Origin of the sequence: Autumnicola aciditolerans, assembly GCF_041679265.1 — a bacterium.
In the GTDB taxonomy this organism is placed as follows: domain Bacteria; phylum Bacteroidota; class Bacteroidia; order Flavobacteriales; family Flavobacteriaceae; genus Autumnicola.
The window spans coordinates 293,283-315,707 of sequence record NZ_JBGFSM010000001.1 but is presented as its reverse complement, the minus strand read 5'-3'; the positions used below and the strand labels follow the sequence as shown (position 1 = coordinate 315,707).

24 protein-coding genes, 1 tRNA gene, 1 pseudogene and 1 CRISPR repeat array (1 of these 27 cut by a window edge) are annotated in these 22,425 nt (G+C 37.1%); of the genes and pseudogenes, 2 read left to right on the top strand and 24 right to left on the bottom strand.

Annotation, left to right across the window (positions count from 1 at the left end; translation table 11 throughout):
• A CRISPR array of direct repeats spans positions 1–1,772; the repeat unit is 37 nt; unit sequence GTTTCAATCCTAGTTTTTCAATGGATATCTCTGGAAG (it extends 3,256 nt beyond the left edge of the window).
• 193 nt (positions 1,773–1,965) lie between these two features.
• From cas4 to AB8M93_RS01375, 20 genes are all read right to left on the bottom strand, one after another.
• The gene (gene cas4 / locus AB8M93_RS01470) at positions 1,966–2,541 is read right to left on the bottom strand and encodes a CRISPR-associated protein Cas4 (protein WP_373055848.1); all 576 of its coding nucleotides are present in this window, start codon (positions 2,539–2,541) and stop codon (positions 1,966–1,968) included.
• Positions 2,541–2,831, bottom strand: a complete 291-nt coding sequence (cas2, locus tag AB8M93_RS01465; protein ID WP_373055847.1) for a CRISPR-associated endonuclease Cas2 — start codon at positions 2,829–2,831, stop codon at positions 2,541–2,543. The genes cas4 and cas2 overlap by 1 nt, the downstream gene beginning before the upstream one ends.
• A 2-nt stretch (positions 2,832–2,833) precedes the next feature.
• Positions 2,834–3,826, bottom strand: coding sequence for a CRISPR-associated endonuclease Cas1 (gene cas1 / locus AB8M93_RS01460; RefSeq protein ID WP_373055846.1), 993 nt, complete (start codon positions 3,824–3,826; stop codon positions 2,834–2,836).
• Positions 3,826–4,512, bottom strand: a complete 687-nt coding sequence (locus AB8M93_RS01455) for a CRISPR-associated endonuclease Cas6 (RefSeq protein ID WP_373055845.1) — start codon at positions 4,510–4,512, stop codon at positions 3,826–3,828. The genes cas1 and AB8M93_RS01455 overlap by 1 nt, the downstream gene beginning before the upstream one ends.
• A gap of 30 nt (positions 4,513–4,542) precedes the next feature.
• Complete coding sequence (locus AB8M93_RS01450; RefSeq protein ID WP_373055844.1) at positions 4,543–4,905, bottom strand: type II toxin-antitoxin system VapC family toxin; 363 nt, start codon at positions 4,903–4,905, stop codon at positions 4,543–4,545.
• A complete protein-coding gene (locus tag AB8M93_RS01445; RefSeq protein WP_373055843.1) occupies positions 4,898–5,131 on the bottom strand; it encodes a hypothetical protein in 234 nt (77 codons plus the stop codon). Before AB8M93_RS01445 ends, AB8M93_RS01450 begins: the two co-directional genes overlap by 8 nt.
• Before the next feature lie 47 nt (positions 5,132–5,178).
• Positions 5,179–7,419 (bottom strand): CRISPR-associated helicase Cas3', encoded by a 2,241-nt coding sequence (cas3, locus tag AB8M93_RS01440; protein ID WP_373055841.1) that lies wholly within the window; start codon positions 7,417–7,419, stop codon positions 5,179–5,181.
• Positions 7,416–8,147: a CRISPR-associated protein Cas5 gene (gene cas5 / locus AB8M93_RS01435; RefSeq protein WP_373055839.1), complete on the bottom strand. Its 732-nt coding sequence runs from the start codon at positions 8,145–8,147 to the stop codon at positions 7,416–7,418. The genes cas3 and cas5 overlap by 4 nt, the downstream gene beginning before the upstream one ends.
• 6 nt (positions 8,148–8,153) lie before the next feature.
• Positions 8,154–9,074 carry a type I-B CRISPR-associated protein Cas7/Cst2/DevR gene (gene cas7i, locus AB8M93_RS01430; protein WP_373055837.1) on the bottom strand — a complete coding sequence of 307 codons (921 nt, stop codon included), beginning with the start codon at positions 9,072–9,074 and terminating at the stop codon, positions 8,154–8,156.
• 2 nt (positions 9,075–9,076) lie between these two features.
• Complete coding sequence (locus tag AB8M93_RS01425) at positions 9,077–10,861, bottom strand: hypothetical protein (RefSeq protein ID WP_373055835.1); 1,785 nt, start codon at positions 10,859–10,861, stop codon at positions 9,077–9,079.
• 402 nt (positions 10,862–11,263) lie between these two features.
• Positions 11,264–11,719: an RES family NAD+ phosphorylase gene (locus tag AB8M93_RS01420; protein WP_373055833.1), complete on the bottom strand. Its 456-nt coding sequence runs from the start codon at positions 11,717–11,719 to the stop codon at positions 11,264–11,266.
• Positions 11,716–12,171, bottom strand: coding sequence for an Xre family toxin-antitoxin system antitoxin (locus AB8M93_RS01415; protein ID WP_373055831.1), 456 nt, complete (start codon positions 12,169–12,171; stop codon positions 11,716–11,718). The genes AB8M93_RS01420 and AB8M93_RS01415 overlap by 4 nt, the downstream gene beginning before the upstream one ends.
• Positions 12,172–12,477: 306 nt before the next feature.
• The gene (locus AB8M93_RS01410) at positions 12,478–12,927 is read right to left on the bottom strand and encodes a DUF6730 family protein (RefSeq protein ID WP_373055829.1); all 450 of its coding nucleotides are present in this window, start codon (positions 12,925–12,927) and stop codon (positions 12,478–12,480) included.
• 11 nt (positions 12,928–12,938) lie between these two features.
• Entirely contained in the window at positions 12,939–13,394 is a 456-nt protein-coding gene (locus tag AB8M93_RS01405; protein WP_373055827.1) for a CBS domain-containing protein, read from the bottom strand.
• A gap of 21 nt (positions 13,395–13,415) precedes the next feature.
• Positions 13,416–13,811, bottom strand: coding sequence for a relaxase/mobilization nuclease domain-containing protein (locus tag AB8M93_RS01400; RefSeq protein WP_373055825.1), 396 nt, complete (start codon positions 13,809–13,811; stop codon positions 13,416–13,418).
• Positions 13,808–14,104: a mobilization protein MbpA gene (gene mbpA / locus AB8M93_RS01395; protein WP_373055823.1), complete on the bottom strand. Its 297-nt coding sequence runs from the start codon at positions 14,102–14,104 to the stop codon at positions 13,808–13,810. Before mbpA ends, AB8M93_RS01400 begins: the two co-directional genes overlap by 4 nt.
• Positions 14,105–14,465: 361 nt before the next feature.
• Positions 14,466–15,131: a P-loop NTPase family protein gene (locus AB8M93_RS01390; RefSeq protein WP_373055821.1), complete on the bottom strand. Its 666-nt coding sequence runs from the start codon at positions 15,129–15,131 to the stop codon at positions 14,466–14,468.
• Positions 15,124–15,918: a hypothetical protein gene (locus AB8M93_RS01385; protein ID WP_373055819.1), complete on the bottom strand. Its 795-nt coding sequence runs from the start codon at positions 15,916–15,918 to the stop codon at positions 15,124–15,126. Before AB8M93_RS01385 ends, AB8M93_RS01390 begins: the two co-directional genes overlap by 8 nt.
• A gap of 4 nt (positions 15,919–15,922) precedes the next feature.
• Positions 15,923–16,153, bottom strand: a complete 231-nt coding sequence (locus AB8M93_RS01380; RefSeq protein WP_373055817.1) for a helix-turn-helix domain-containing protein — start codon at positions 16,151–16,153, stop codon at positions 15,923–15,925.
• A 115-nt stretch (positions 16,154–16,268) separates the two neighbouring features.
• Positions 16,269–16,994: a hypothetical protein gene (locus AB8M93_RS01375; RefSeq protein WP_373055815.1), complete on the bottom strand. Its 726-nt coding sequence runs from the start codon at positions 16,992–16,994 to the stop codon at positions 16,269–16,271.
• 139 nt (positions 16,995–17,133) lie between these two features.
• On the opposite strand from AB8M93_RS01375, the pseudogene AB8M93_RS01370 reads away from it, so the two are divergent.
• Positions 17,134–17,415, top strand: a pseudogene (locus tag AB8M93_RS01370) (DUF6377 domain-containing protein); the annotation flags it as partial.
• A 187-nt stretch (positions 17,416–17,602) separates the two neighbouring features.
• Positions 17,603–18,691 (top strand): Fic family protein, encoded by a 1,089-nt coding sequence (locus AB8M93_RS01365; protein ID WP_373055813.1) that lies wholly within the window; start codon positions 17,603–17,605, stop codon positions 18,689–18,691.
• Positions 18,692–19,175: 484 nt separating this feature from the next.
• On the opposite strand, the gene AB8M93_RS01360 is transcribed toward AB8M93_RS01365, so the two are convergent.
• From AB8M93_RS01360 to AB8M93_RS01345, 4 genes are all read right to left on the bottom strand, one after another.
• Positions 19,176–19,250: transfer RNA gene (locus tag AB8M93_RS01360), tRNA-Val, on the bottom strand.
• Between the two features lie 180 nt (positions 19,251–19,430).
• Positions 19,431–20,240, bottom strand: a complete 810-nt coding sequence (locus tag AB8M93_RS01355; RefSeq protein WP_373055811.1) for a hypothetical protein — start codon at positions 20,238–20,240, stop codon at positions 19,431–19,433.
• Positions 20,241–20,378: 138 nt separating this feature from the next.
• Entirely contained in the window at positions 20,379–21,569 is a 1,191-nt protein-coding gene (locus tag AB8M93_RS01350; RefSeq protein WP_373055901.1) for a bifunctional folylpolyglutamate synthase/dihydrofolate synthase, read from the bottom strand.
• 30 nt (positions 21,570–21,599) lie between these two features.
• The gene (locus AB8M93_RS01345) at positions 21,600–22,424 is read right to left on the bottom strand and encodes an energy transducer TonB (protein ID WP_373055809.1); all 825 of its coding nucleotides are present in this window, start codon (positions 22,422–22,424) and stop codon (positions 21,600–21,602) included.
• Position 22,425 lies beyond the last annotated feature (1 nt).

Below are 22,425 nucleotides of genomic sequence, written 5' to 3'. Positions count from 1 at the left end.
ATATCTCTGGAAGTATTATAAGTACAAGAAGTCTAAGAAAAATAAACCGTTTCAATCCTAGTTTTTCAATGGATATCTCTGGAAGAATACAGCCATAAGCTTAGGTGTGCTGTGATCCTTTTGTTTCAATCCTAGTTTTTCAATGGATATCTCTGGAAGATTCTTTGATTATGAAATGTAGCGGGCCAATGCTTAGTTTCAATCCTAGTTTTTCAATGGATATCTCTGGAAGAAAAACAATAACCTTGCGGCGACCCTCGATAAAATTCGTTTCAATCCTAGTTTTTCAATGGATATCTCTGGAAGCAAATAATCAGGATGGTCCTTCATGATCTGGCGCATGTTTCAATCCTAGTTTTTCAATGGATATCTCTGGAAGCTGGTGAAAAATTCACTAATTCTAAATCTGAAGATTGTTTCAATCCTAGTTTTTCAATGGATATCTCTGGAAGCCTGATCATCTCTATGGAAAATGCGGAAGTGATTGAGTTTCAATCCTAGTTTTTCAATGGATATCTCTGGAAGACAGTGGAACCAAAACGAGAAAAAGAAGGCAAAACGGTTTCAATCCTAGTTTTTCAATGGATATCTCTGGAAGCGATCCCTTTTTCCATCATCAGTTTCGTCTTCCCTGGTTTCAATCCTAGTTTTTCAATGGATATCTCTGGAAGTTGAGGCGAGTCGCCAGGGAGTATCGCGCCCAATTTAGTTTCAATCCTAGTTTTTCAATGGATATCTCTGGAAGATTTTGAAGAAGTAGAGGAGGAGGCTGATGAAGACGTTTCAATCCTAGTTTTTCAATGGATATCTCTGGAAGCAGAGATTCCCGGCCTGGCAGCTTTCATATCTGAAAGTTTCAATCCTAGTTTTTCAATGGATATCTCTGGAAGTATGTTTGTACCTGGTCCATGAGTATTGATAATCCGTTTCAATCCTAGTTTTTCAATGGATATCTCTGGAAGAATTTTTCTTAATTCGTGCCGCCATTTCTTCATCACAGTTTCAATCCTAGTTTTTCAATGGATATCTCTGGAAGCAGCAGCAATTTTTTCTTCAAAGGTCTCAAGGTTTTGTTTCAATCCTAGTTTTTCAATGGATATCTCTGGAAGTTAGAAATGAACCTATCCCCTGAAGAAAAAGCTGATAGTTTCAATCCTAGTTTTTCAATGGATATCTCTGGAAGAGATCCTGCCCATCCCAGCGCATTTCGCCGTAAGTCTGTTTCAATCCTAGTTTTTCAATGGATATCTCTGGAAGTCGTTAGACCTTGTGGCAATCTCCGTATTAGGGTTGGTTTCAATCCTAGTTTTTCAATGGATATCTCTGGAAGCAAACGCCAATGCGTGTTCTTTGGTACGACCAATAAGTTTCAATCCTAGTTTTTCAATGGATATCTCTGGAAGATAAAGGAAAGTACGCTGGAACTTATTCTAATGAAATGTTTCAATCCTAGTTTTTCAATGGATATCTCTGGAAGCCTTCACGACTTTTTCGGAAGCCTCATCAAGATTATGTTTCAATCCTAGTTTTTCAATGGATATCTCTGGAAGCTTTTACCTGGTCTTCATTCAGGCCGTGTTGTTCAAGTTTCAATCCTAGTTTTTCAATGGATATCTCTGGAAGTTTTATACAGAATAACTTCTCGCTGGGCCTTCTTACGGTGTTTCAATCCTAGTTTTTCAATGGATATCTCTGGAAGTTGCCCATCCTATGACGGATGGGGAGAGTTAGAGGGGTTTCAATCCTAGTTTTTCAATGGATATCTCTGGAAGGCGATTCCTCCCAGATTTACAGTTTTTACAGCCTTTCGCAAGTGGTTTTCAATTCCTAATTTTCTTTTTATCAATATGTCAAAGAACCTGTTTGGTGGTTTTTTAAGCCGGTCTCCGTATTCCGAATGTGCTATGGTTGCTGTCATTAGAGCAGGTTTTAAAGTCAGGAAAAATAAATTTGTACCCGGTACTGCTATTTTATGCAAATATTCCGGTAGGTACAATTTACACATCTTTTCTTAACCCTGGTAGCCCTTGGAAACTTATTTCCCTGGATCACCTCAAGCATTTTATCCATACTATTCCTAATCTCAGACTTGGCATTTTCACCAATATTTACCTCAATTAACTTGTTCTTACTACGCGTGTAAACCAAAAATCCTTTTTCTACTTTTCCGCCGTACACTTCTTCAATTAAGATTGCATAGCAGTAAAGTTGTTGTTTGTAGGTCTCATAAACTCTATCCTTCCACTGCGCAAATTTGTAATCGAGTGGGGCATAGGTGCCATCGCTTAACTTTAATACTTCATCTACTTTTCCTCGTAATCCGTTTATACCAAGATACTGGTCGAGCCATTTTTCTTTGACCCCGATTTTCTTTCTTAGGTATTCCTTATTTCGTTCCAGTTTTTCATTATGCACTTCCCTTCCTCTGTTTACTTTATAGAATTTATCTTCATTCTGAGGGATGCGAAGCACATATTCAAAATAGGTGTAGCGCGGACAGTAGAGATATTCTATAATTTGGGAAGGATAAAAGCTCTGCATCAGAAAAACAGGGCTTTTACTTCATCTGTTACCAGTTTCTCATCAAAAGCCTGCCCCAACATACTGCAGTCATTTAACTGCTCTTTGTTCATTCTGAAAAGGTAAACTTTATCAGATTCTTCATTAATGACTTTTTCTATCTGAAGTTCCAGGCTGTCTTTTTCGTTGGCCGTAAGGCTACCAAGAAAACAAGAATATTGAACCCGGTAAAGACCTGCCTGTTTGCAAACTTTAGAAACAAAGTTTCTCGCACTGTTGTTTTTGATATCGTATAAAACCCAGGTAATCATTTTTACTTAATTAGTTGGTTAGCGACATTATGGGCTTCCAGCTGCACCGCATTTAGGCGGGTTTGCAATCGCCCTTTATAGCGTATTTTATCACTGTCTAAATATTCCAGATAAGGAGAAACAAAAAAAGCTTTTCCTTCGGTATTTAAAGATACTCCCCCAGTAAATTGTTCAAAGTAAGATTTATTTATCTTTTTTCCGGTAAATAGCCTGAACACAAACTGTTCGGCATAAATGCGGTACGGCTCTATAAAGTCATACACCAGGCTCTTAGAGTTATAATCGTCCCGGTGCATAAAACCCACAAAAGGATCCAGGCCCGCCAGCATCAACGCCCGCTCTATCCTGCTATACAAAATTCCGTAGGCGTAATTCAGCATGGCATTGAATTCATCCTGCGCCGGCCGGAAACTTCTTCCTTTAAAGGCAAAAGCTTCGGGCATGCAGGTGGAAAGAGCTTCAAAATAGTGCCTGCCGGCAGAACCTTCCCAGCCTCTAAATGACTCCGCGATTTCATTGATATTTTCTGCTTCAGCAGTATTAATCTTTTCCCGGAATTCCAAAATGGAATTTATTTTTTCATCGAGAAAAGCGTGTAAATTCTTGCGATGCTTTTTCAGGTCGTTTAAAAAATCAGCCTGGTTTTCCAGTTTTTGAGTTAGCCACAATTTGATCCACTTAACACCCGATTTATCCAGGGAAGCTTTAAGCTGTTCTTTCCTGATTTTTGTAGTACTGCCCAGTTTACTATGCCAGAAACGGCCCATGGGATGGCCGTCGTTCTCTACCACTACAATATCGATATTGTGTTTTAATGCGAGGGCAATGGCATCTGTACTTAAAGCGGCGCCTTTGGACATTATAAAGGAAGAGACTTTATGTGCTGCAATATGGTTTACTTTAGGAGGCAGTTTTTTATCTTCCCGAACTTTAATCTGGAACATCTCGTCCTTAACATGAACGTAGGTGCCATAGGTATTTATGAAGATTTGCATTAGCTGCGTTTTATAGTGCCGAAACCTCTGGAAACAGATTTGCCAAGGCCAATTTCATCAGGCAGTAATGCATTAACGATAAATTTTCCTGAAAACGCGATCATTTTATTTTCTTTAAACCTGGTGCTTTTTTCCCGGAGGTCTACTTTGGCCATCAATCTTTCGTTTGGCCCCAGTTCTATACCGGTATTTCTAAAAAAACTAAGAATATGCCCCACCAGGATGCTGTTGAGCATTTCTTCCTTTTCTTTTGCCGATTTTAAATTTTGATATTTAGGATAGTTTTGCTGGTTTAGGGCCATCCAGAGGGTGGTGAACTCATACTCATGTAAAGAATCGCTAAACCCGGTTTCCACCGCTTTGCATTCGATATTTTTGGCGTTAACGGGAAATTGCTGCCCGTTGATATCAATATTTTTTATTTTCAGGAACAGCTTTGGAAGCAGTTCGGCACCTTCATTAATTCCAATAAGGCTGGGGATTTTGTTGATGACCTTATACTGAATTTCCGGGTACCTGTACCTAAAGCGCCCGTCTTCGTAGTGGTTGTGCAATACAGGGGAATATTCTTTAAACAAGTTCCCGAAGTAGCCGCGCAATTTATGGGCATCCCTGGTTTGCAGTTTAATTTCCGGAAATTTAATCTGCGTAATCTGAAGTTGTTGAGTTGTGGTCGTGTTGGTCATTTTTTCCTTGTTTTAGTGGAAGATGCAGAGCTATAAAGGATTGATCAATTCTATAGTATTAATATGTTTGAAATCTTTGATGTTAGCGGTAGCCAATGGTAAATCATGGACTTTGGCTGTTGCAGCAATAATAGCGTCGCCAATACTCATTGATTTTTGCTTTCTAAAGCTGATGGCCTGGTTTATAATTTTGGTGGAAACAGGTAAACACTCAATATTCCTGAAAAACTGGGTTAGAAGCTTTTCTTCCTGAAGCTCAAGTTTATGATAACCAAAAATTTCCAGCCTTGTTATCTCGGAAACTGTAAAGAAAAATTTTTCCAGTTGTGAAACAGGAAATCTTCCCTTAATTACGCCAATGATAGTATTTGAATCCAGAAGTAACTTATTCATCCCTGCCTATGTTGCGATCCTTACGCTGTTCCCTCTGCCAGGCCACGGGATCATCAATATCTTTAAAAGCTCCCATTTTTGCCAAACCCTGCAATGCCTCCATCGCCTTTTTTTTCTTTATATCCTGAAGCACTTGCTTTTTAGAGACTTTTAAACCCAATTGTTTTGCCAGGGCTTCCACCTGCTTTAATCGTTCTTTATCTTCTCCTGAAATGGTGATTTGCATAGGGTTATGTTGATTTTGATTATTTTAAAGATAGGGAAATTTAGAAATCAGGCGACAAAGGCTTCATTCTCATCTTTTTTTTTAAAAGTCAAACCTTTCTTAATGTCATAATTAGCATCAATAAATTGAAACTGTAAAGGTCCAGATGTTAATCGAGCATCTTTAAATTTAACAGTATTCCTTCTTAAGGATAATTCGTGATTGCTAAGTTCATCTCGATCTTCACTGTTATAAAGATCAGGGTAGAATTTATCAGGAATAACTGAAACTGTGTCTAAACCTTCTCGAGTAAAAACTTTTTCATCAGTAGTCAAATCTTTTATGAAGTTGTATTTATATTGAATGTCAGAGTGCTTGTTCAATCCCTCAATAAACTTATCATCAGATTCAATATCTAAATCTTTATAGACTATATCTACCAGTTCATTTAATTGTTTTTCGGAAAGTCTTTTTCCACTTAGGGTGGTAAATTCTGAAAATGTATTTTGCAGAATATCGGGCATATCATAGATTTTTTCACTTATTTCGTAATGTGGAAAAATAATTATTTTGGTTTCTTCTTTTTGTCTTTTACGGTTAACTCTTCCGGCGCGCTGAATGATGGCGTCGATAGGGGCATTTTCTGTATAAAGAATATCAAAATCTATATCTAGGGATACTTCTACTACCTGAGTCGCAACAAGCACACCACCATTATTTAGCTTATCCAAATCAAAAATTTCCTGTTCTTTTTTTGAACGATCTTTTTTTATATAGCGTGAATGGTAACATATAGCTTGAAAACCTGATGTTACCGCTATTCCTTCCAAATATTCATAAAGTTCAATAGCTTTATCAACAGTATTTACAACAATTAAAGTTTTTTTACCCTGATCTATTTGTGAAATGATCTCTTCTAAAGAATCTTCAATTATATTTTCTCGTGTTTCAAATAAGTTTCGGGCTTCATCCAAAAGCTCCTGATCTTTTACTAGCGATACATCTTCTAAAGTTTTTTCAACTAAAACTTGAAGTTTCTCAGGCATGGTAGCCGTCATTATATAAAACTTGGTATTGAAATTATCCTTAAGATACCTTATTGTAGAGATAATAAGCCCCAAAGTATAAGGTGAATAGAGATGTATTTCATCAATTATTACCCGAGCATTAAGCATGTGAAAAGTTTTCACTTCCCAAAAGCCTAAATTAAAGCCAAGTGTTAATAACTGATCTATTGTAGATATATTAATATTCTTGAAAAAGGATTTATCTCTGAAATATTTCTTCTGGTCATAGGAATCATCGTATTGCTCTTTAATGTATTGACGAGCAGAAGAATGTATTAATTGTGTGTATTCCTTTCCAAAATAATCACTTAATCGTTTATGAATGGCATTAGAGGTTACCCGGGTAGGTAATAAATAAATGATTCGCTCCCAATCTTTTTTTGAAGATGCCCAAATTAGTGCTGCTTCGGTTTTACCACTACCCGTTGGTGCTATAGCAATGACGTTCTTTTTAGTTAAACTTTGTTCTTGAAAATTTCTGAATTGGAATTCATTTGCTATTTCATCTTTACCATCTTCTTTTAATTTATGAATTATTTGGTCTGCTAAATGAGCTTTGCTGTAAGAAATCCCCTTTTCTAAATGGAGATGCCCGGAAGCAGTCCAGTCAGAAATGTTTAATAAAGCTTTATGGTAGATGTAGTTTTTACGATTCTCTGAATTTAAATAATTCTCTTTATTTAGTTCCTCATATATATTTTTCCGGAAAACTAAAACTAATTTCCCGTAGTCTGAATTGATTTGTTCTTTTACATTAGGACTTATTTTTTTTTCAGAGAGACCATACTTTTTGACTTTACGGTTTATAAAACCAATAAATTCATTTATTGTCTCTTGATCGAGGATCGATTTAATATTCCTGTTTTCGGAAATCTGCTTCACGAAACCTTCATCATTAAAAGCTTTGTGATGAGAAAAAACGGCTATAAGACTTTCAATATGTTCGTTATAAAATCTGATGTTATTCAAAAACAGAAACATTCCTGAAAAGAATTCATGACGAACTCTACTATCAAATTCTACAAATATTTCTTTTTTTATTGTTTTCTGAAAAATATTACAGATTTTACCAAAATCGTGGTAAGCCACTGCAGTAAAAGAAATATCCCAAAAGTTATCATCAACAATATCATTGGCATAGCGCTCTCTTAACTGATTCCAAATTTTAAGAACAAGAGAAGTATGCTGGGTTAAAGTCTCTACAGGGGTGGATTTTGCCCATATATCTTCTAATTTAGTCATATTGAAAATAACGGAATAAATCGATTTTTAAAGTTTAAACCTTTAATTTTAAAGTTAATTTTCATTTGATTTCCTATTAATGAGTAGGTATCTATTTTTGAAATTGTGCGTCTACCGTAATCATTTTCATAACTAAACCGAAGAGGTAAATCATAGGTTAAAGTATCGTTGGAATAGATAGAAAAATTTAAGTTACCAGTATCAGCTAGGCTCATCACATCGTTTACAACATCTCCCTTTACAAAACAATTTTCTAATTCATCGGCATCAGTTTCTTCAAGATCTTCTGCGATAGATTGTATATGTGCCAGAGAATCACTGTTTCCCATCGTTAATGCGTATACAGGATACTGGAAAGCATCATTAAGTTGTTCTAAAGCTTTAGAATGGCCTGATGAAAAGGCGATTAAAAAAGAAGAGTAGATCAAATATTCCTTCTGGATGATACTCCCATCTTTTTCGGGATTATAAAGACGCATGTCCCTGATTCCCTTATTATATTTCCAGGTATCGCTACATTTACCTTGATATGTACCATAAATTCCAATCTTAAAATCATAGTTGTCAAAAAAATCTTGTGCCATTAAAGGGCTATAACCTAAAGCCGCACCTGCTATACCAATAATTGTGGTAGGTGGTGGTAGTTCTAACGATTTATGAAAGTTTTGAAAATCGGGATTTCTAAAAGATGCTGTTTGACATTTTATTTCGACAATAAAATTTTTCATCTCTGATTAATTTACTCCGTAATATGTATTCACCCAATTTTCAAGTTTATTAAATCCATCTTTCAAATTAGACATTCCTTCTTCTTTCTTAAAAACTGCTTCCTGAACCGCAAAAACGTGATCTTCCATGAATTTTTCATAATCGGAAACTACTGTATTTAATTTAGCAATATCAATATCTCCTTCTTCTGTTAGATCAACAGCTTCGAGAAAAACTGGATTTTTAGATTTCATTAATCCGGCTGCTACAAATTTGGGAGAAATATCGGCTAAGAAACGTGTCTGTCGTCCCTGGCTCCATAGCATCTGTAAAGCATTCAAGAAATTAGTTACCCTAGCCGCTTTTTCTCGATTATCAACAAAGTCAACCGTTTCTAATTCTCTTGTTTTCTCATCTTTCAATTTTGTTTCCTTACCTATGCGATCTAATTCAATAAGTACTGTTCCTCGATAAACACCGGAGTGAATTTCGGTTTCAAAAATGTTTGCATTTAATTCAATCTTCTTTCCCATAAAATTAGTGGCATAATCCAAGTCACCTTTGTAAGTGGCTAAGGCTAATAAAGATTCTACTCGGATTGGTGAAGTTCTAACAGTAGATGTTCCTGCGGCTCCATCTTTACCTTTAGAAGCATCCATATAGCCAAAGAGATCATCATCAATATATTTAATAGGGTTCATTTCAGTTTTAGGAGCTCCTTTATCTGTGCTGGACATGCCTACAGGAGAAATATCACTTCCTAATTCTTCTAATTTATCCCGAAGAGCTCTACGAATAGCTTGTGAAGAAACATAGGGTAGCTCTTCTCCGTTTTGTAAAGTCACTTTCTTTATTGGATTAATGTTGTCTACTTCTTTATCGCCGCCATTTAGGCTTGCAAAGGATACTTTTGATAAATACGTTAAGGTAATACTGTTTACTTTCATTTTTAAGATTCTTTTTGATTAGATAAAACAACATTTAAACTGTTTAAAGCTCCTATCTGAGCGTATTGTTTAACTGCTACATAATTTCTTTCATTCAGGTTTTCCAATATTTCATTAGATATTGAAACCAAATACTTACGCTGAATTCTTATTAAGGTTTCCCTGAATTGATCTATAGTTCTGGCTTTATGAAGGCTTATAAGATATTTTCTTCCGTTTTTGGCGTTCGCCTTCTTTTCACTATCACTTTTAGGATCTCCGTGGTTTATAATAGCAAAGCCAATACTTTTACCTAAGCCAATGGCCTTTTGTTGTAAAGATTCATTCATCTCATTGAGTTTAAAATTTATTGCTTGTTCGTATATGATTAGAAATTTCAAAAGAAGATCGTACCTTCTAAATCCCGAATTGTCACCGTTTGCCAGGAGTAAATAACTTTTTTGAAAAAGGGATTCAATTATTGCCAAAATTGATTTTCCTTTTAGCAAGAGACCAATAACTTTGATTCTAATTTGACGTTGAAGTTTTAGTTTTTTATTATAATCTTTTACAGCCTCAGTTTTTGAAGTTTTGAATATTAAACCTCTCCAAATTTCACTAATAGGCACTCGCTTAGCTTCATTCGTCTCTAGTTTATGAATAAGCTGAATAAGAAATTTTACATTAGTATATTCCTCATAGAAATTTGGTCTTAACGTAGAAGCAAATTTGTCAGCTTTGAAGGTGACTAAGCTAATTGGCGATTTATCAATTTTTAGTAATCTGAGAATATCTGTAGTATTGGATTCTTCAAGATTTTTAAATGCCAATTCATCTACGAATTTTTTCTTGTAAAACGTAAGTAGGATTAAGAACGTGATTTCTTGTGGAGAAAAAGAATCTTCTCCGGAATCAATAGAATAATCTTCCTTCCCTTTTCTGGCAAACTGAAAGTTATGAAGCTTAATATTTCTTTTAAAGGGCATTTTCCAAGCTTGCATAATCTCGTTTTCATAAAAAAATTCACTGCTATATAAGCTGTTAATTTTCTTTAATGAATTAGAATTAAAAAAGGATGAAATAAAGGAATCATAACTATTATAATAGTTATACATCGCTAATGCTGGTGAAAAACGCAGAAGGTAAAGGGCCTTTTGACTTAATTTTCCGTCAGAAGAACTTAAAAATGAATTGAAAGTTGTGAGTCCTTTTACGAAAGGCGAAATATTTACAGCATTTACTAATGCCTGAAAACCTTCGCCAATTAAAGGACAATTGTTTTTCCCTTGCTTCCAAAATTTTTCATCTAAATCCAGAGTTGTAATTTTGGTATAAGGTTCATTTAAATATACTTTGGAGAGTAATTTCAAATTATTTTTTCCGAAATAGTCCTTCACTTTGGAAGCTATTTCTGGTTGATCCTTCTCTAAATTTTTAATTTTTGGTGAATTTTCTTTTAGTTTAGTTGTTCCTTGTGCATTATTTGTGAGAAGTGCAGCCAGTCCATAAGTATTCATTTTCGGAAAACGATTGAACTTCTTTTTTTCTACATCGTAGTAAACATTTTCTAGCTTATTAAGTTGCTTTTTAGAAGAAGTATCATAAATATCCTTACCCATAAAATAATAGACCTCTTCTAAAAGAGAAATAATATTTTCAGACTCAATTATTAGTTTGTCATCTAATAATTGGTAATCATATTTTCCATCAGGATATTTTATTTTATATTTTCCTAGGTATCGGTATAAGGCAACAATTCCAGAATTAATGAAAATGTTTGAAGTCTTATTAAAATCTAAATTATTCATTATTTAATTATGATTTGATGCTCCGGGCTTTGCCATTCCCCCATTTTAAGAAGTCTTTCTTGCATAGTATCATACATTTAATCTCGAGCTATCTCTAAAATAAGCTGTCCTTTATTAATGCCATTATGGAAATCCATAATGATGTTTAATTTACTCCTAATCATATAAATGTGAAGAGCAATTAAACCTTAGATGAAAACTCGTAGGGGAATCTTTATCGGAAGGAATTACATATTTACTAAAATTATCTTAATATTCCTACAGAAAATTTGCTCTGCTTTAAAATGGATATTTTATACAAGCTACCTTAGAAGGGACGTAAAAGTGTGGCATATGCCAGATCAGGAAATGAACGGAAGCGAAAAACAAAAGCCCTAGAGCGGTTTAAATTAACTGATGATATTATTTCACCAACCGATCATCAATTACAAATCGAGTGGTTTTCCTGATTTTAATTTTGTCGGCATCAGGATGGTGTACATTAATTAGATAGTTCATTTCATTGGGATTTACCGCACTGGGCAACTCTAGAATTAAATATTCATTTTGTTCGATCCAGTTTTTTCCTAACAATTTAAGGTTATCAGGTGCCGGATATTTGTTCCAGTTTTTCGGCAGGTCTGTTAAATGCAGTTTTTGAATGCTATTTTCAGGAATCTCCAATTCTGCTATATACAAGTCATTGGGCAACAGTTCAAAATCCACATGAACTAACTTTTCCAAAATAGCCAAAGAGGAAGATGATGCGCAATATAAAACCCGAAAGCCTTTCGGGTTCCAACGCCCCCCGGTTAATTTAGCCCCTGTTCCACTTAGATCTTTAATCCATTTTTTCTTTGCTATTCTATAGACTATCATGAAAAAACGCCATGTTCAATTCGAAGTAATTCCTCCATAACTAAATCAATACCAAGACTGGTTTCAATTAAATCGATTGGTTTTGAATTGGCCAAAGCTTTATTGGAGCGATTTAACCAGGTAATGAATTTTTCTTTTTCGCTAAAGACATCAATCCCTTTGTGGAAAAGACGGGTAAGTTCGATTAGCCGTTCAGAAGAGCTGATATTTATAGTCTTATCCGGCGAATATCGTTGCAGGGTTCTTTCGGAAACATGAATTAATTTGGAAACCTGTTTAAGGTTTAAACTTGAATGTTTTATAAAAGAACTAACTGAATTCCTGTGTAGGCCTTCCTTTAAAACCTTCAGGTAGACAAAAGAAGAATTACCTTTAATTGAGGAGAGGGATTTAAGGTCGAGCCATTTTGCAACTGTCTCTCTTTCTTTTTGCTGATTAATCGCTTCTACCATAACAAACGCCATTTATCACAAATATAACGACAAATGACGTATAAAGATATTCTTCCCTAATTTAAATTTATTGCCCCCAAATCTACCAGAACTAACCTGCGCGCGGTTCCTGTGCTGTTTTTATAGCGTACGGGAAGTTAAGCGTGCCTGCCTGCATCCGGCAGGGGCAGGCAGGAAATAAAAACAGCATAGGGCGCATCTTACTTATGTTTTTACTGTAAATCTTTTCCCTGTTTTCGGGACTTTCCGGAGGATTTACTGTAAAAAGTGGTCACTTTGCGACAAGGCCAATTGTCATGACAAATCCTACTTTTGAACTTCCAGCCACCGGCAATATTCTTCTTTTATTTCAGGATATGCTGCTAAAAAATCCCGTTGCAGCTGATTTTCTGATTCTAGGATCATGCGGTAAACTTTAAAGCTTTCTTCCTGTTGTGTTTTGGCGGTATAACCAAAATATCCTAGCATTCCCAAAGCAATTATTCCAAGTACCGCGAAAAGGATAATCAGGTAATCAGGAATAAGCCTGGCATTTTTTAGTTTCTTATCTATGCTTCGCAGGATTTCATCCCTTTCCTGGCTTTGCGCTTCCTGTTTTTTCAGAAATGCAGTCAGGTTGTTTTCCAAAGCTTCCGTGCTAATAGGAATACTCAGCTCAAATAATTGTTTGGACAGCAGTTGCAGCTTCAGCACTGCTGTTTTAAAATCGGCCATTTCATCGGCCATGAGTTCCATAATTTCATCTAGTTTTTTCATCGCTTAAAATTTTAATATCCCATACCTATGCCGGTATCCCGTACTATTTTTATTGCCCCTTTGAGAATATCCTTAGCTATTTTAGTGGTTAAATTAGAGCTGAGTTGTACGGTTTTGTTTAGGAGCTGAAGGCTTTGTGGCACTTCTTTTAATACGGTAAAACTCCTGTTTTGGGAGATCTGAGCAATAAGCCTGTTCCCGCTCATGCACCGATCTACCTGACTCGCCTTCAGGTTCGCCCCTTTATACTCCATCCGAAAGCCCTGCAGCTGGTTAGACTTATTGATCGTAGGAATAACATTTACCCGGTGTTCTTTCATTTTGTGGATGTACTCATCCAGGGATTTGGGTTTTGTTCCCAGAACTTTATCATTGATGTTTTTGATCTCCTGCCGGATTCCTTTTAATTCCAGGAGCCTTTGGTTTTGTACTTCCTGTACCGTGGTTAACCCCAGTTTCTGGGCCACATGATCCGCGGCCAGCTGGCTTCACTTTCCGATAAAACTGTCTTTATAGACTTCCCCGGTAAGGCTGATCCTGTTGGCATAGATATGAATATGGGTATGTGCTTTATCCCGGTGGACAAATCCTATAGCCTGGTGGTTTTGAAGCTTCATCTGCTGCAAAAATTCTTTGGCAATTTCTCCCAGATCTTTTGAAGTCATGTGCTTTCCGTCTTCTATGGTAGGGCTGACGATAAAACTTAGGGTGTTGTTGGTGCAGCGCTGGTTTTGGGACTGGATGATCTTAAATTCTTCTGTGATTTCCGCAGGAGTGTCGCCGGCCAAATGTTCTTTTAAAACCACTTCGGCTTCTTTCTCCTGGTTCCAGCCGTAGGATAAAGAGGCCCCTGTCCTGGAAATAGCATGTCCTTTCCCGATCATTTTTTAAAGTTTTTAAGATGAATTCTGATTTCTTCCGCAAGCTGGTTAACCGCAGCAGCCAGTTTCGGGTCCCGTTTTTTAAACATATTGCTGATGCGTGCAAAGTTGTTTTTGTACAGTACCAGCATCTGGTAAGCTTCCAGCTGTTCCGCAGTAATACGCTCCAAAATGTTTCTTTCAAAAGCAGTAGCCCTAAGGTATTCGGAAAGGGAAATTCCTGCCCTGGCCGCTCTTCTTTTAAGCAGCTTTTTCTCATAGATCGAGCAGCGGATCTGGATGTATTCCCTTTTCATTTTTTTCTTTAAAATCTTTGCAACCTCCGGGCGCAAAGCAAGATTTGTCATGACAATGACACATCTTGCTTTGTGATTCCGGAAAGATGATTACCCGATTTTTAATTACTGTTTTATTCCTGCCTGTTTTTATATTTTTTATTCTATCAAAGCTGAGGAGGTAAGCCGAAAAACTTTTTGTTGACCAGGCATTTTATTTTTCTGATCTCGGAATTTTTAGAGAAGTGATTTTATTGCGTAATTCTTTTTTGGCTTACTTCCAAATCCGCTTTTTGGACGAACCGCTTTTTCCTAAGACGAAGCTTTTGCGTAGTCGTGGAAAATGTGGTGAGGACTTTTTGTTCATTGTAAAGCTTCTAAATTATTCCCTCCAGCTCTTACCTTCCCACTTGATGATATTGAACATTTCCGGAAGCCGGTCCCCGATATGATTTCCATATCTTGCCGCTATAGCCGATGGGTTTTCATTAGTGGTCACAAAAGTTTTCAGTTTCCGCCGATGCCTTTCAAAAAGTACTTTTCCGATAAGCTCTTCCCGGTTATAGGCTTTTTCTTCTTTTCCCAGGTCGTCCAGGTATAATTTTCCGTGGAAGTAGTTTTCCAGTTTAAAATTGCTGGCAGGATTATTTTGTGCTTCATAGTACCTGGTGAGCATATGTATTGTGGAGATACTTGGAAACCATAGCTGGGTATTTTGGGTATGGGTAACAATTAGCCTTCCCACTTTATGGATCGCCTCAAACAAGGTGGATTTGCCCACGCCGTAATCCCCATAAACCAACAGCCCTTTATCAAGACCGGGTTTGTTTTTAATTATTCCGTAGGCATTAAAATCCGGCAGCTGTAGAAAATACCGGAAAATGCTAAAGATAACGGGTTCATATTCCGGTTTAATCTTAAAGCCCGGTGACTGGCTGCAGAACAGCTTCCAGAAATGCCGTTTACTGATCAGGGAATGATTGTTTTTCAGAATTTCTGTTGACATGGTAACTTCTGTGGAACCAGTGTTTGATGGTGAACTAATCATAGCTTTTTATTTTTTGCCGGAGCCTGAGATCCATGTTTTCTGTTTTTACAGGCTTTTTCCCCTGTGCGATCAGTTGTCCTATTTTCTGCCGAAGCTTTTTGGTATCCAGGATGATTCCTTTCCAGAATTCATCATTCCCATCCAGCAAATCGTAGGCAAGCTGTAATTGGTTTTCCGTCACCCCGTCTTTCTCCATCATCAGCCTGAGCGGTGTTACCCCATCTTCAAAGCTGAGCATTTCTGTTCTTTTCAAAGGCGCGCCTTTGTTTTTTAGATTTTTCAGAAACAGCTCCTGGAATTTTACCGCCCATTGATAACAGCCCATTTCATTTTCAGGAATTTCAGATTTGACGATTTTCAATAATGGCCTTTTAAAAAAGGTTTTATGGTTTATTGGTTTATGGTTTAATTGTTTATTTATACTCGCAATGCTCTGGATTTGCTTTGTACTATGCTGGGACATTGCTTTATCAAGTGCTTTGGGTGGTGCTTCAGTATTTTTTATCAAAGCAATGACATTGGCAGTATACTGGTTACTGCTTTTCTGGATCCACGCGATGAATCCCCAATCCACCAGGTCCTGTAATGCCCGGATATAGGTCCTGTAATTTTTGATGCCCAGTGCTTCCATGGCCAGATCGGTGGGAAAGCTAAATTCTTCTTTCCATCCTAACCTGTTGCAGCGTTCTATGGCAAAGAAGTAAATAGCGCTATGTACCGGCTTTACTTTCCCGGGATTAAGAAAGCTGTAATCAAACCATAACCTGGAGAATTCATAGCCATTCATAACACTAAGGTTTGGAATTTCTAAGGAGCCAGGCATTGAGTTTTGTCCGCTCAAAATAGATCATCTTCCCACTGGGTTTGGAATGGGGTATTTTCTCTGCCGCAGTAAGTTTGTACATGTAGCCCATCGAGATCCCCGTGTAGAGGCAGGCTTCCTCCAAGGTGAGCACTTCTTTGTTTGCGGTGAGCAGTTTTTCGATTCGCAGCAAGCGATCTTCCAAATGTAAATCTTCCATGAGTTCTGTTTTTATGAAAGCCAACAAGTCATGTTGTCTTTCGGTTACAGAAACAAATGACCGACTAAAATCCCTGTCCGTCAATATGGTAACAGGTAATCCAGTGGTAATTACCTTATAGATGCTGCTGAAAAATCCTGGAGATCTCTTTTAGGTATGGAGCTTTGTTCGTGCGCCAGTCTGAAATGTTCTTGGAAGATAAATGCTGGCTGACACCCTCTGAGTTTTGAAGAACGAAGTAGTAGTTGACAAATTCCATCATCTGCTGGTTCTCCAGGTTTTCAAAACCGATCATCAGCTGGCTTAGGAATTCCAGTAAGGTTTGACGGTTGACCTGTTTTGGTCTTTTAGGAGAAGCATCTTTCCATTCCAGCCGATTATTTGCTGAAAGCGGCTTTAGCAGGATCAAACATTGGAAACTTTTGAAATTTCCGCTGAAGTAATTTGTAGAAAAAGCATCAAAAATATGCTTCTTTTGAAGGGGAGTTAAGGGAATGGCCTTCAGGTTGAGTTGTTGGAATTTCCTGCTTTCGTGATTTTCGGAAGTAACCACTTCCATACCCTCGGGATTAATTCTCACTTTCTTATTGGTAATGTGGAAGTAATATATGGTCGCACAAATTATTACGATCATAATATAGCTCACACTATAACCCAACTGTATCCATAGCGGGAAATATAGTATCCATACATATAAGAGAACCAATGTAGCAAAGGAAAGAATGCAGGTTATAATCAGGTGAACAAACTGCGAATCGATTTCCCGGAGCATGAATTTAAAAAAGGCTGCTAATTTTGCCCTTAGCTGAAGTGTGAAAATCGCCACCCGCTCAAAAAACATGCTATCTTTTTTAACGTTAGATAGTTAAAGGTAGCGAAAAGAAAGAATAGGTTTTATTAGAAATTCTGCTTTTATAAAAAGTTACTTCGCTCATTTATAGAAGGACAATGTTCCCTAAGAATCGGTATTATTCTATCAATATGACGAAATGTTTTTACAATTATTTTCTTGTTTTGTTGAGCGATTCAATGGTTTTCTTCCAGAAAATGAAAAAAGGTGTTTAATAAAAGGAGAGCTTTTAAATTCGGTACTAGGAATATTTGCCCTTTACAGGTTGGGAATTCAGGATAACAAACAAGTAGCGGAATTTCTTGATATTTCTATATCCACTGTATATTCTTATAAAACACGACTAAAGAGCAAGTCTAATTTCAGAGAAAATTTCGAAAGTAAAATTATGGAAATTAAAAGATTTGCATAGATAGTCGCGTTTAAAAAGAAATGTTTGGAAGATAAGTTTAAGAGATACGAAATGTACGGGTTGCCTATAGAGAAATCTATATCCACGAGGAATATGTTGAATAATTTTAAAAGCTATGAGCTATATAAATATTTTTATAGCTCACCTTATAGCCTTATATTGAGCTATAAATTTCAATTAATAGCTCATGACCTGGAATTGGCAACTCAAAAAATGGCCTGATTTTGAATTCACCTCAGAAGTTTTGCTTCGTTATGAAAAAGCATTTTTGCAAAAAGCCGGCATCTTGTATGGTAGCATGAAGCACATCAGTAATGAGAGTCAGGATGAGTTAAAGGTAATGCTACTAAGTGATGAAGCATTTCAAACATCTAAAATTGAAGGTGAATTCCTGGATAGGGATTCATTACAATCTTCAATTCGTAAACATTTTGGCCTTCAAACCGACAAGGGAAAAGTGTCTCCTGCAGAACATGGAATTTCAGAAATGATGATTGATCTATACAAGAATTATTCATTTCCTTTAACTCATGAGCAGTTATTTTTATGGCACAAAATGTTGATGAATGGGCGTCGGGATCTTCAGGAGATTGGTAGTTATAGAACGCATCCAGATCCAATGCAAATAGTTTCTGGGTCAATGGGACGGCCAGTCATCTATTTTGAAGCTCCTCCATCCAGTAAAGTGAAAAAAGAAATGAGTAGCTACATTTCATGGTTTAATACAGGCAGTGAAAACCTCGGTCCTGTGGTTAAGTCTGGTATTGCTCATTTGTACTTTGAAAGTATTCATCCTTTTGAAGATGGAAACGGTAGAATTGGGCGTGCATTATCGGAGAAAGTTTTATCGCAATACCTGGAACGGCCTACTTTAATTGCTCTTTCTCATATTATAGAGAATAATAAGAAAGTTTACTATAGATCTTTGCATCTGAATAGTAAGGAAATTGATATTACTGGATGGTTAGAGTATTTTTGTGAAACCATAATTCAGGCTCAGGATTATACCCAGAAGATGATTGATTTCCTAATAAATAAAGCCTCATATTATCGGGAATTCGATGAAAAGTTAAATGAGCGCCAGAAGAAAGTGGTGAATCGAGTTTTTAAAGAAGGTATAGAAGGATTTAAAGGAGGCTTAAGTGCGGATAATTATATTAAGATAACAGGAACAACAGCATCAACCGCTACTAGGGATTTAAAAAAAATGGTTGATCTAGGAGCTTTGAGAAAAACTGGGGAGAGAAAAGGTACCCGTTATTATTTAAATCTTTGAGATTATCTTCAGTTTGAAAATTAATTGTAGTGTGTTAATGTTTGTTAAAGGTGCAGAATTCGGTGCGCTTAAAAATAACACCTTTGGAAAGCCCATTAAATATAGGGGTTTCGGGATTGGTTCGAGTCTCGTCCAGACCGCAAAGTTGCAAAAGCCTTTCAGAAATGAGAGGCTTTTTTTATGGATAATTTCAGGTAGATCAATTGAGAACTCTTGATGGATCATTCCTAAATGTTGTGGACTAGGCAAAAATTCTAGTTAATCTGAACAAGAAGAATTCGATATTTTTCACTCCTCTAAACTCAGCCCTGAATGCTTTTATTTTTGCATTAAATGATTCTGCAGAGGCGCATTTGTATTTTCTTTATAGAAATAATTTTGGATAGAATGTAAATTTGATGCTGGAAGGAATAGTTTATGATCCGGAAGGCTCACATTTCATGATGAAATAAAAAAGCTTCCGGAAATGGAAGCTTTAATAATGTGGGCGCGAAGGGATTCGAACCCCTGACCCCTTGGGTGTAAACCAAGTGCTCTGAACCAACTGAGCTACGCGCCCTTTTTTTAGTCTTTAACAATCTACCTGATTGCTTATTGCGGATGCAAATATAGATTAGTTTTTCAATTGAACAAAAGAAAAACAAGAAAAAAATGAGAATATTTTATTCCTTAAGTTTTCATGCTTTATAACTTTTAAAAAAACATTTTCTAAAAGGTTCAGAACCAAAATGTAAAGACTTTATTTCTGCAATTCAGGGACGCTTTGATAGATATAGTCTGAATGCTTCCCCGTAAAAAGTTTTGCTAACTCTTGCCCAAATTCCTTGCGTTCTGTCTCATCTGCCCAGGCAGTGGCCATGAGCTTTTCATTTTCATCAAAAAAATCTTCCAGGTCACTTAACTTATCAAAAACAAAGACCTCAGCTAATTCTCGCCCGTTAGAACCCCAAAGATGCCGTTGGGTGTAATAGGCTTTGACTTTGGAATTTTTGCTGGTTACCTTATCAAAATATTCCTTAAAATGCTCAGGTTTTCCTTTGCCATCCAAAGCCATATCCCTTTTGCACATATAATAAACCAAAGGTTTATCAGATTTTGCCTCCAGGTCTTTATAGTATGGCAGGGAAGTATAAATTTCATCACTATGCTCCCGGCTATAGTAACTTCTTTGTTTTTCAAAAAAAGCTTGTCTTTTTTCTTTATCTGGCCAGGCCTCTTCAGATAATTTCTGCTCCATTTCCTGGGCTTTTTCAATATCTTCCCAGCTTTTATAGACATTTACAAATAGCAGCTCAGAGTTATCAGGCGTAAAATAATGGGTATAGTACCCCGAATTCATAATAAGATCATTCTTACTGGTGACTTTATCAAAATATTCCTTTTCTGTGTCCAGCCAATCCGTAAAATCGGTTTCAGGATCTTTATTCCAATGCATAGTGGTCATGGTGATGTAAACAGGTTCGTTAGCCTGCGAAACTACTTGTCCGTGAGCTGTAAAGCCAAAGCAAATGGCCAGCAGCATCAATAAATTCTTTGTTTGTGTTTCCATCTTAGTTTGATTTTTTAGTTAATAAATCACAGCTAAGAAGTTACTCACGTAGTTAGGAGCTACAGCATAACGGAAAAGTGGAGAACTGGGGAAAGAACGCGTAATTCAATTCCCTAAAAATAATATAAAAATCTGATTTTAAACTACTTCAGACACAATAAAATTGCTTCCTCCTATAAATATCAGGTCTTCATCCAGGGCATCTTGTTCCGCCGCAAAAAGGCCTTCTTTTACAGAAGGGTAAATTTTTCCTGTAAGGTTATAATTTTCAGCTTCTTTTTGCAGCATTGCGGCATCAAGGCCCCTGGGAACATTAGGTTTACAGAAATAATAGGTTGCAGAAGGGGGGAATAAAGGAAGTATTTTAGAAAGATCCTTATCGTTTACCACCCCCATTACCATGTGCAGGTGCTGGAATTTTTCTTTTTTAATCTGCTTCATAACCAACTTAAGCCCTTCGGCGTTATGAGCGGTATCACAAATCACTTTAGGCTTTTCGCTAAGCACATCCCACCTGCCTTGCAATCCGGTATGAAGTTTTACATTGTTTAGGCCATTAATAATGGCCTCTTCAGATATTTTCCATTCCTTTTGCTGAAGCACCTGCACAGCCGCCAGTACGGTTTTAAGGTTTTTCTTCTGATATTCTCCTTTAAGATCTGTTTGGTACTTTGGAAAACTAAGAGTAGATGCAAAATTTATTTCAGCATTTTCTTCTTTAGCTCTTTTGCTGAAAACAGGTGTGGTTTCTTTTTGCTTTTCACCAATAACCACTGTTGAGTTTTTCTTGATGATTCCGGCTTTTTCTGAAGCGATCTCGGCAAGAGTTTCTCCCAGAAAAGCCGTGTGATCTAACCCAATATTGGTAATCAAGGCAACTTCAGGAGTAATGATATTGGTAGAATCCAGTCTGCCTCCCATACCTACCTCAACAATGGCAATATCTACCGCCGCTTCTGCAAAATAATTAAAGGCCATGCCTACCGTCATTTCAAAAAAAGAAAGCTGATGCTCCTCCAGAAAATCCTTATTTTCCCTTATGAAATTCACAACCTCATTCTGGCTAATTACTTTACCATTAATTTTTATACGCTCCCTGAAGTCCTTAAGATGGGGAGAGGTATAAAGACCTACTTTGTACCCTGCTTCGCACAAAACTGAGGCTAGCATATGGCTGCAGGAGCCTTTTCCATTAGTGCCCGCCACATGAACGCTTTTAAATTTCTCTTCAGGGTGCTTAAGATGCTCTGCAAGTGCAATTGTTCTGGTAAGGTCTTTTTTGAATGCCTGCGCGCCCACCCGCTGAAACATGGGCAACTGCTGAAACATCCAATCAACAGTTTCCTGGTACGTCTTCACTTATTCTGAAAGTTTGAAATTATAAATAATTGTTCCCACCTGTACTGAAGGCGCATCGGCATCACTATTAAAACGGGTAGCCAGGGCGGCACGTTTTGCAGGATCTGTTAAGCAGGAAGCGTTATTGGTAGTTCCTTTCATTCCCGGCCTGGCACTAATCACCTGTCCTGCCTGGTTTACTTCAATCCTCACCACCACAATTCCTGATTCATTACAATCTTGGACAAATTTCTCTTTATTAAGCGCTTTTCTACCGCTTAACCGGTAATTTCCATCTCCATCAAGGCCCGCACCATTGCCATAGTATTTAGTGGCATTAGGATCTCCTGTAGGATCACCTTTGTCTCCGGCAGCATTATCATTTCCCTCACCGCCGGTTTGGGTGCCATCACGCTCAGGACCATTTAAGATACTGCTCATCGCATCTGTGGTGGATTTATCTGGTTTTGGCTCCGGTTTTTTGGCGGGAACTTCTTCCTTAGGTTTTGGAGGCTCCTTGGTCTCCACAGGTTTGGTGATTTCTTTCTTTTTCTCTTTAATAACAGGGGCATCTTCCACTTCCTGAGTGACCACCTCTTCCTTTATCTCGGGCTGGGGCGGGGTAACCTTGGGACTGCTGATTTTAGGAGCTGACTTTACCGGCTCGGTAGGTTGTTCGTTCCCTGAACCAACTTCAGAAGTTCCAAAATTTACCGCAATACCATTTTCAGGTGGCGGGTCCAGATAGGTAAAGCCAAAAAATAACAATAGCAAAATCAATAACACGTGTAATACCATGGTGATGGTAAAAGACTTTTTTTCGTGTTTTGTATTAAGCATTGCCATC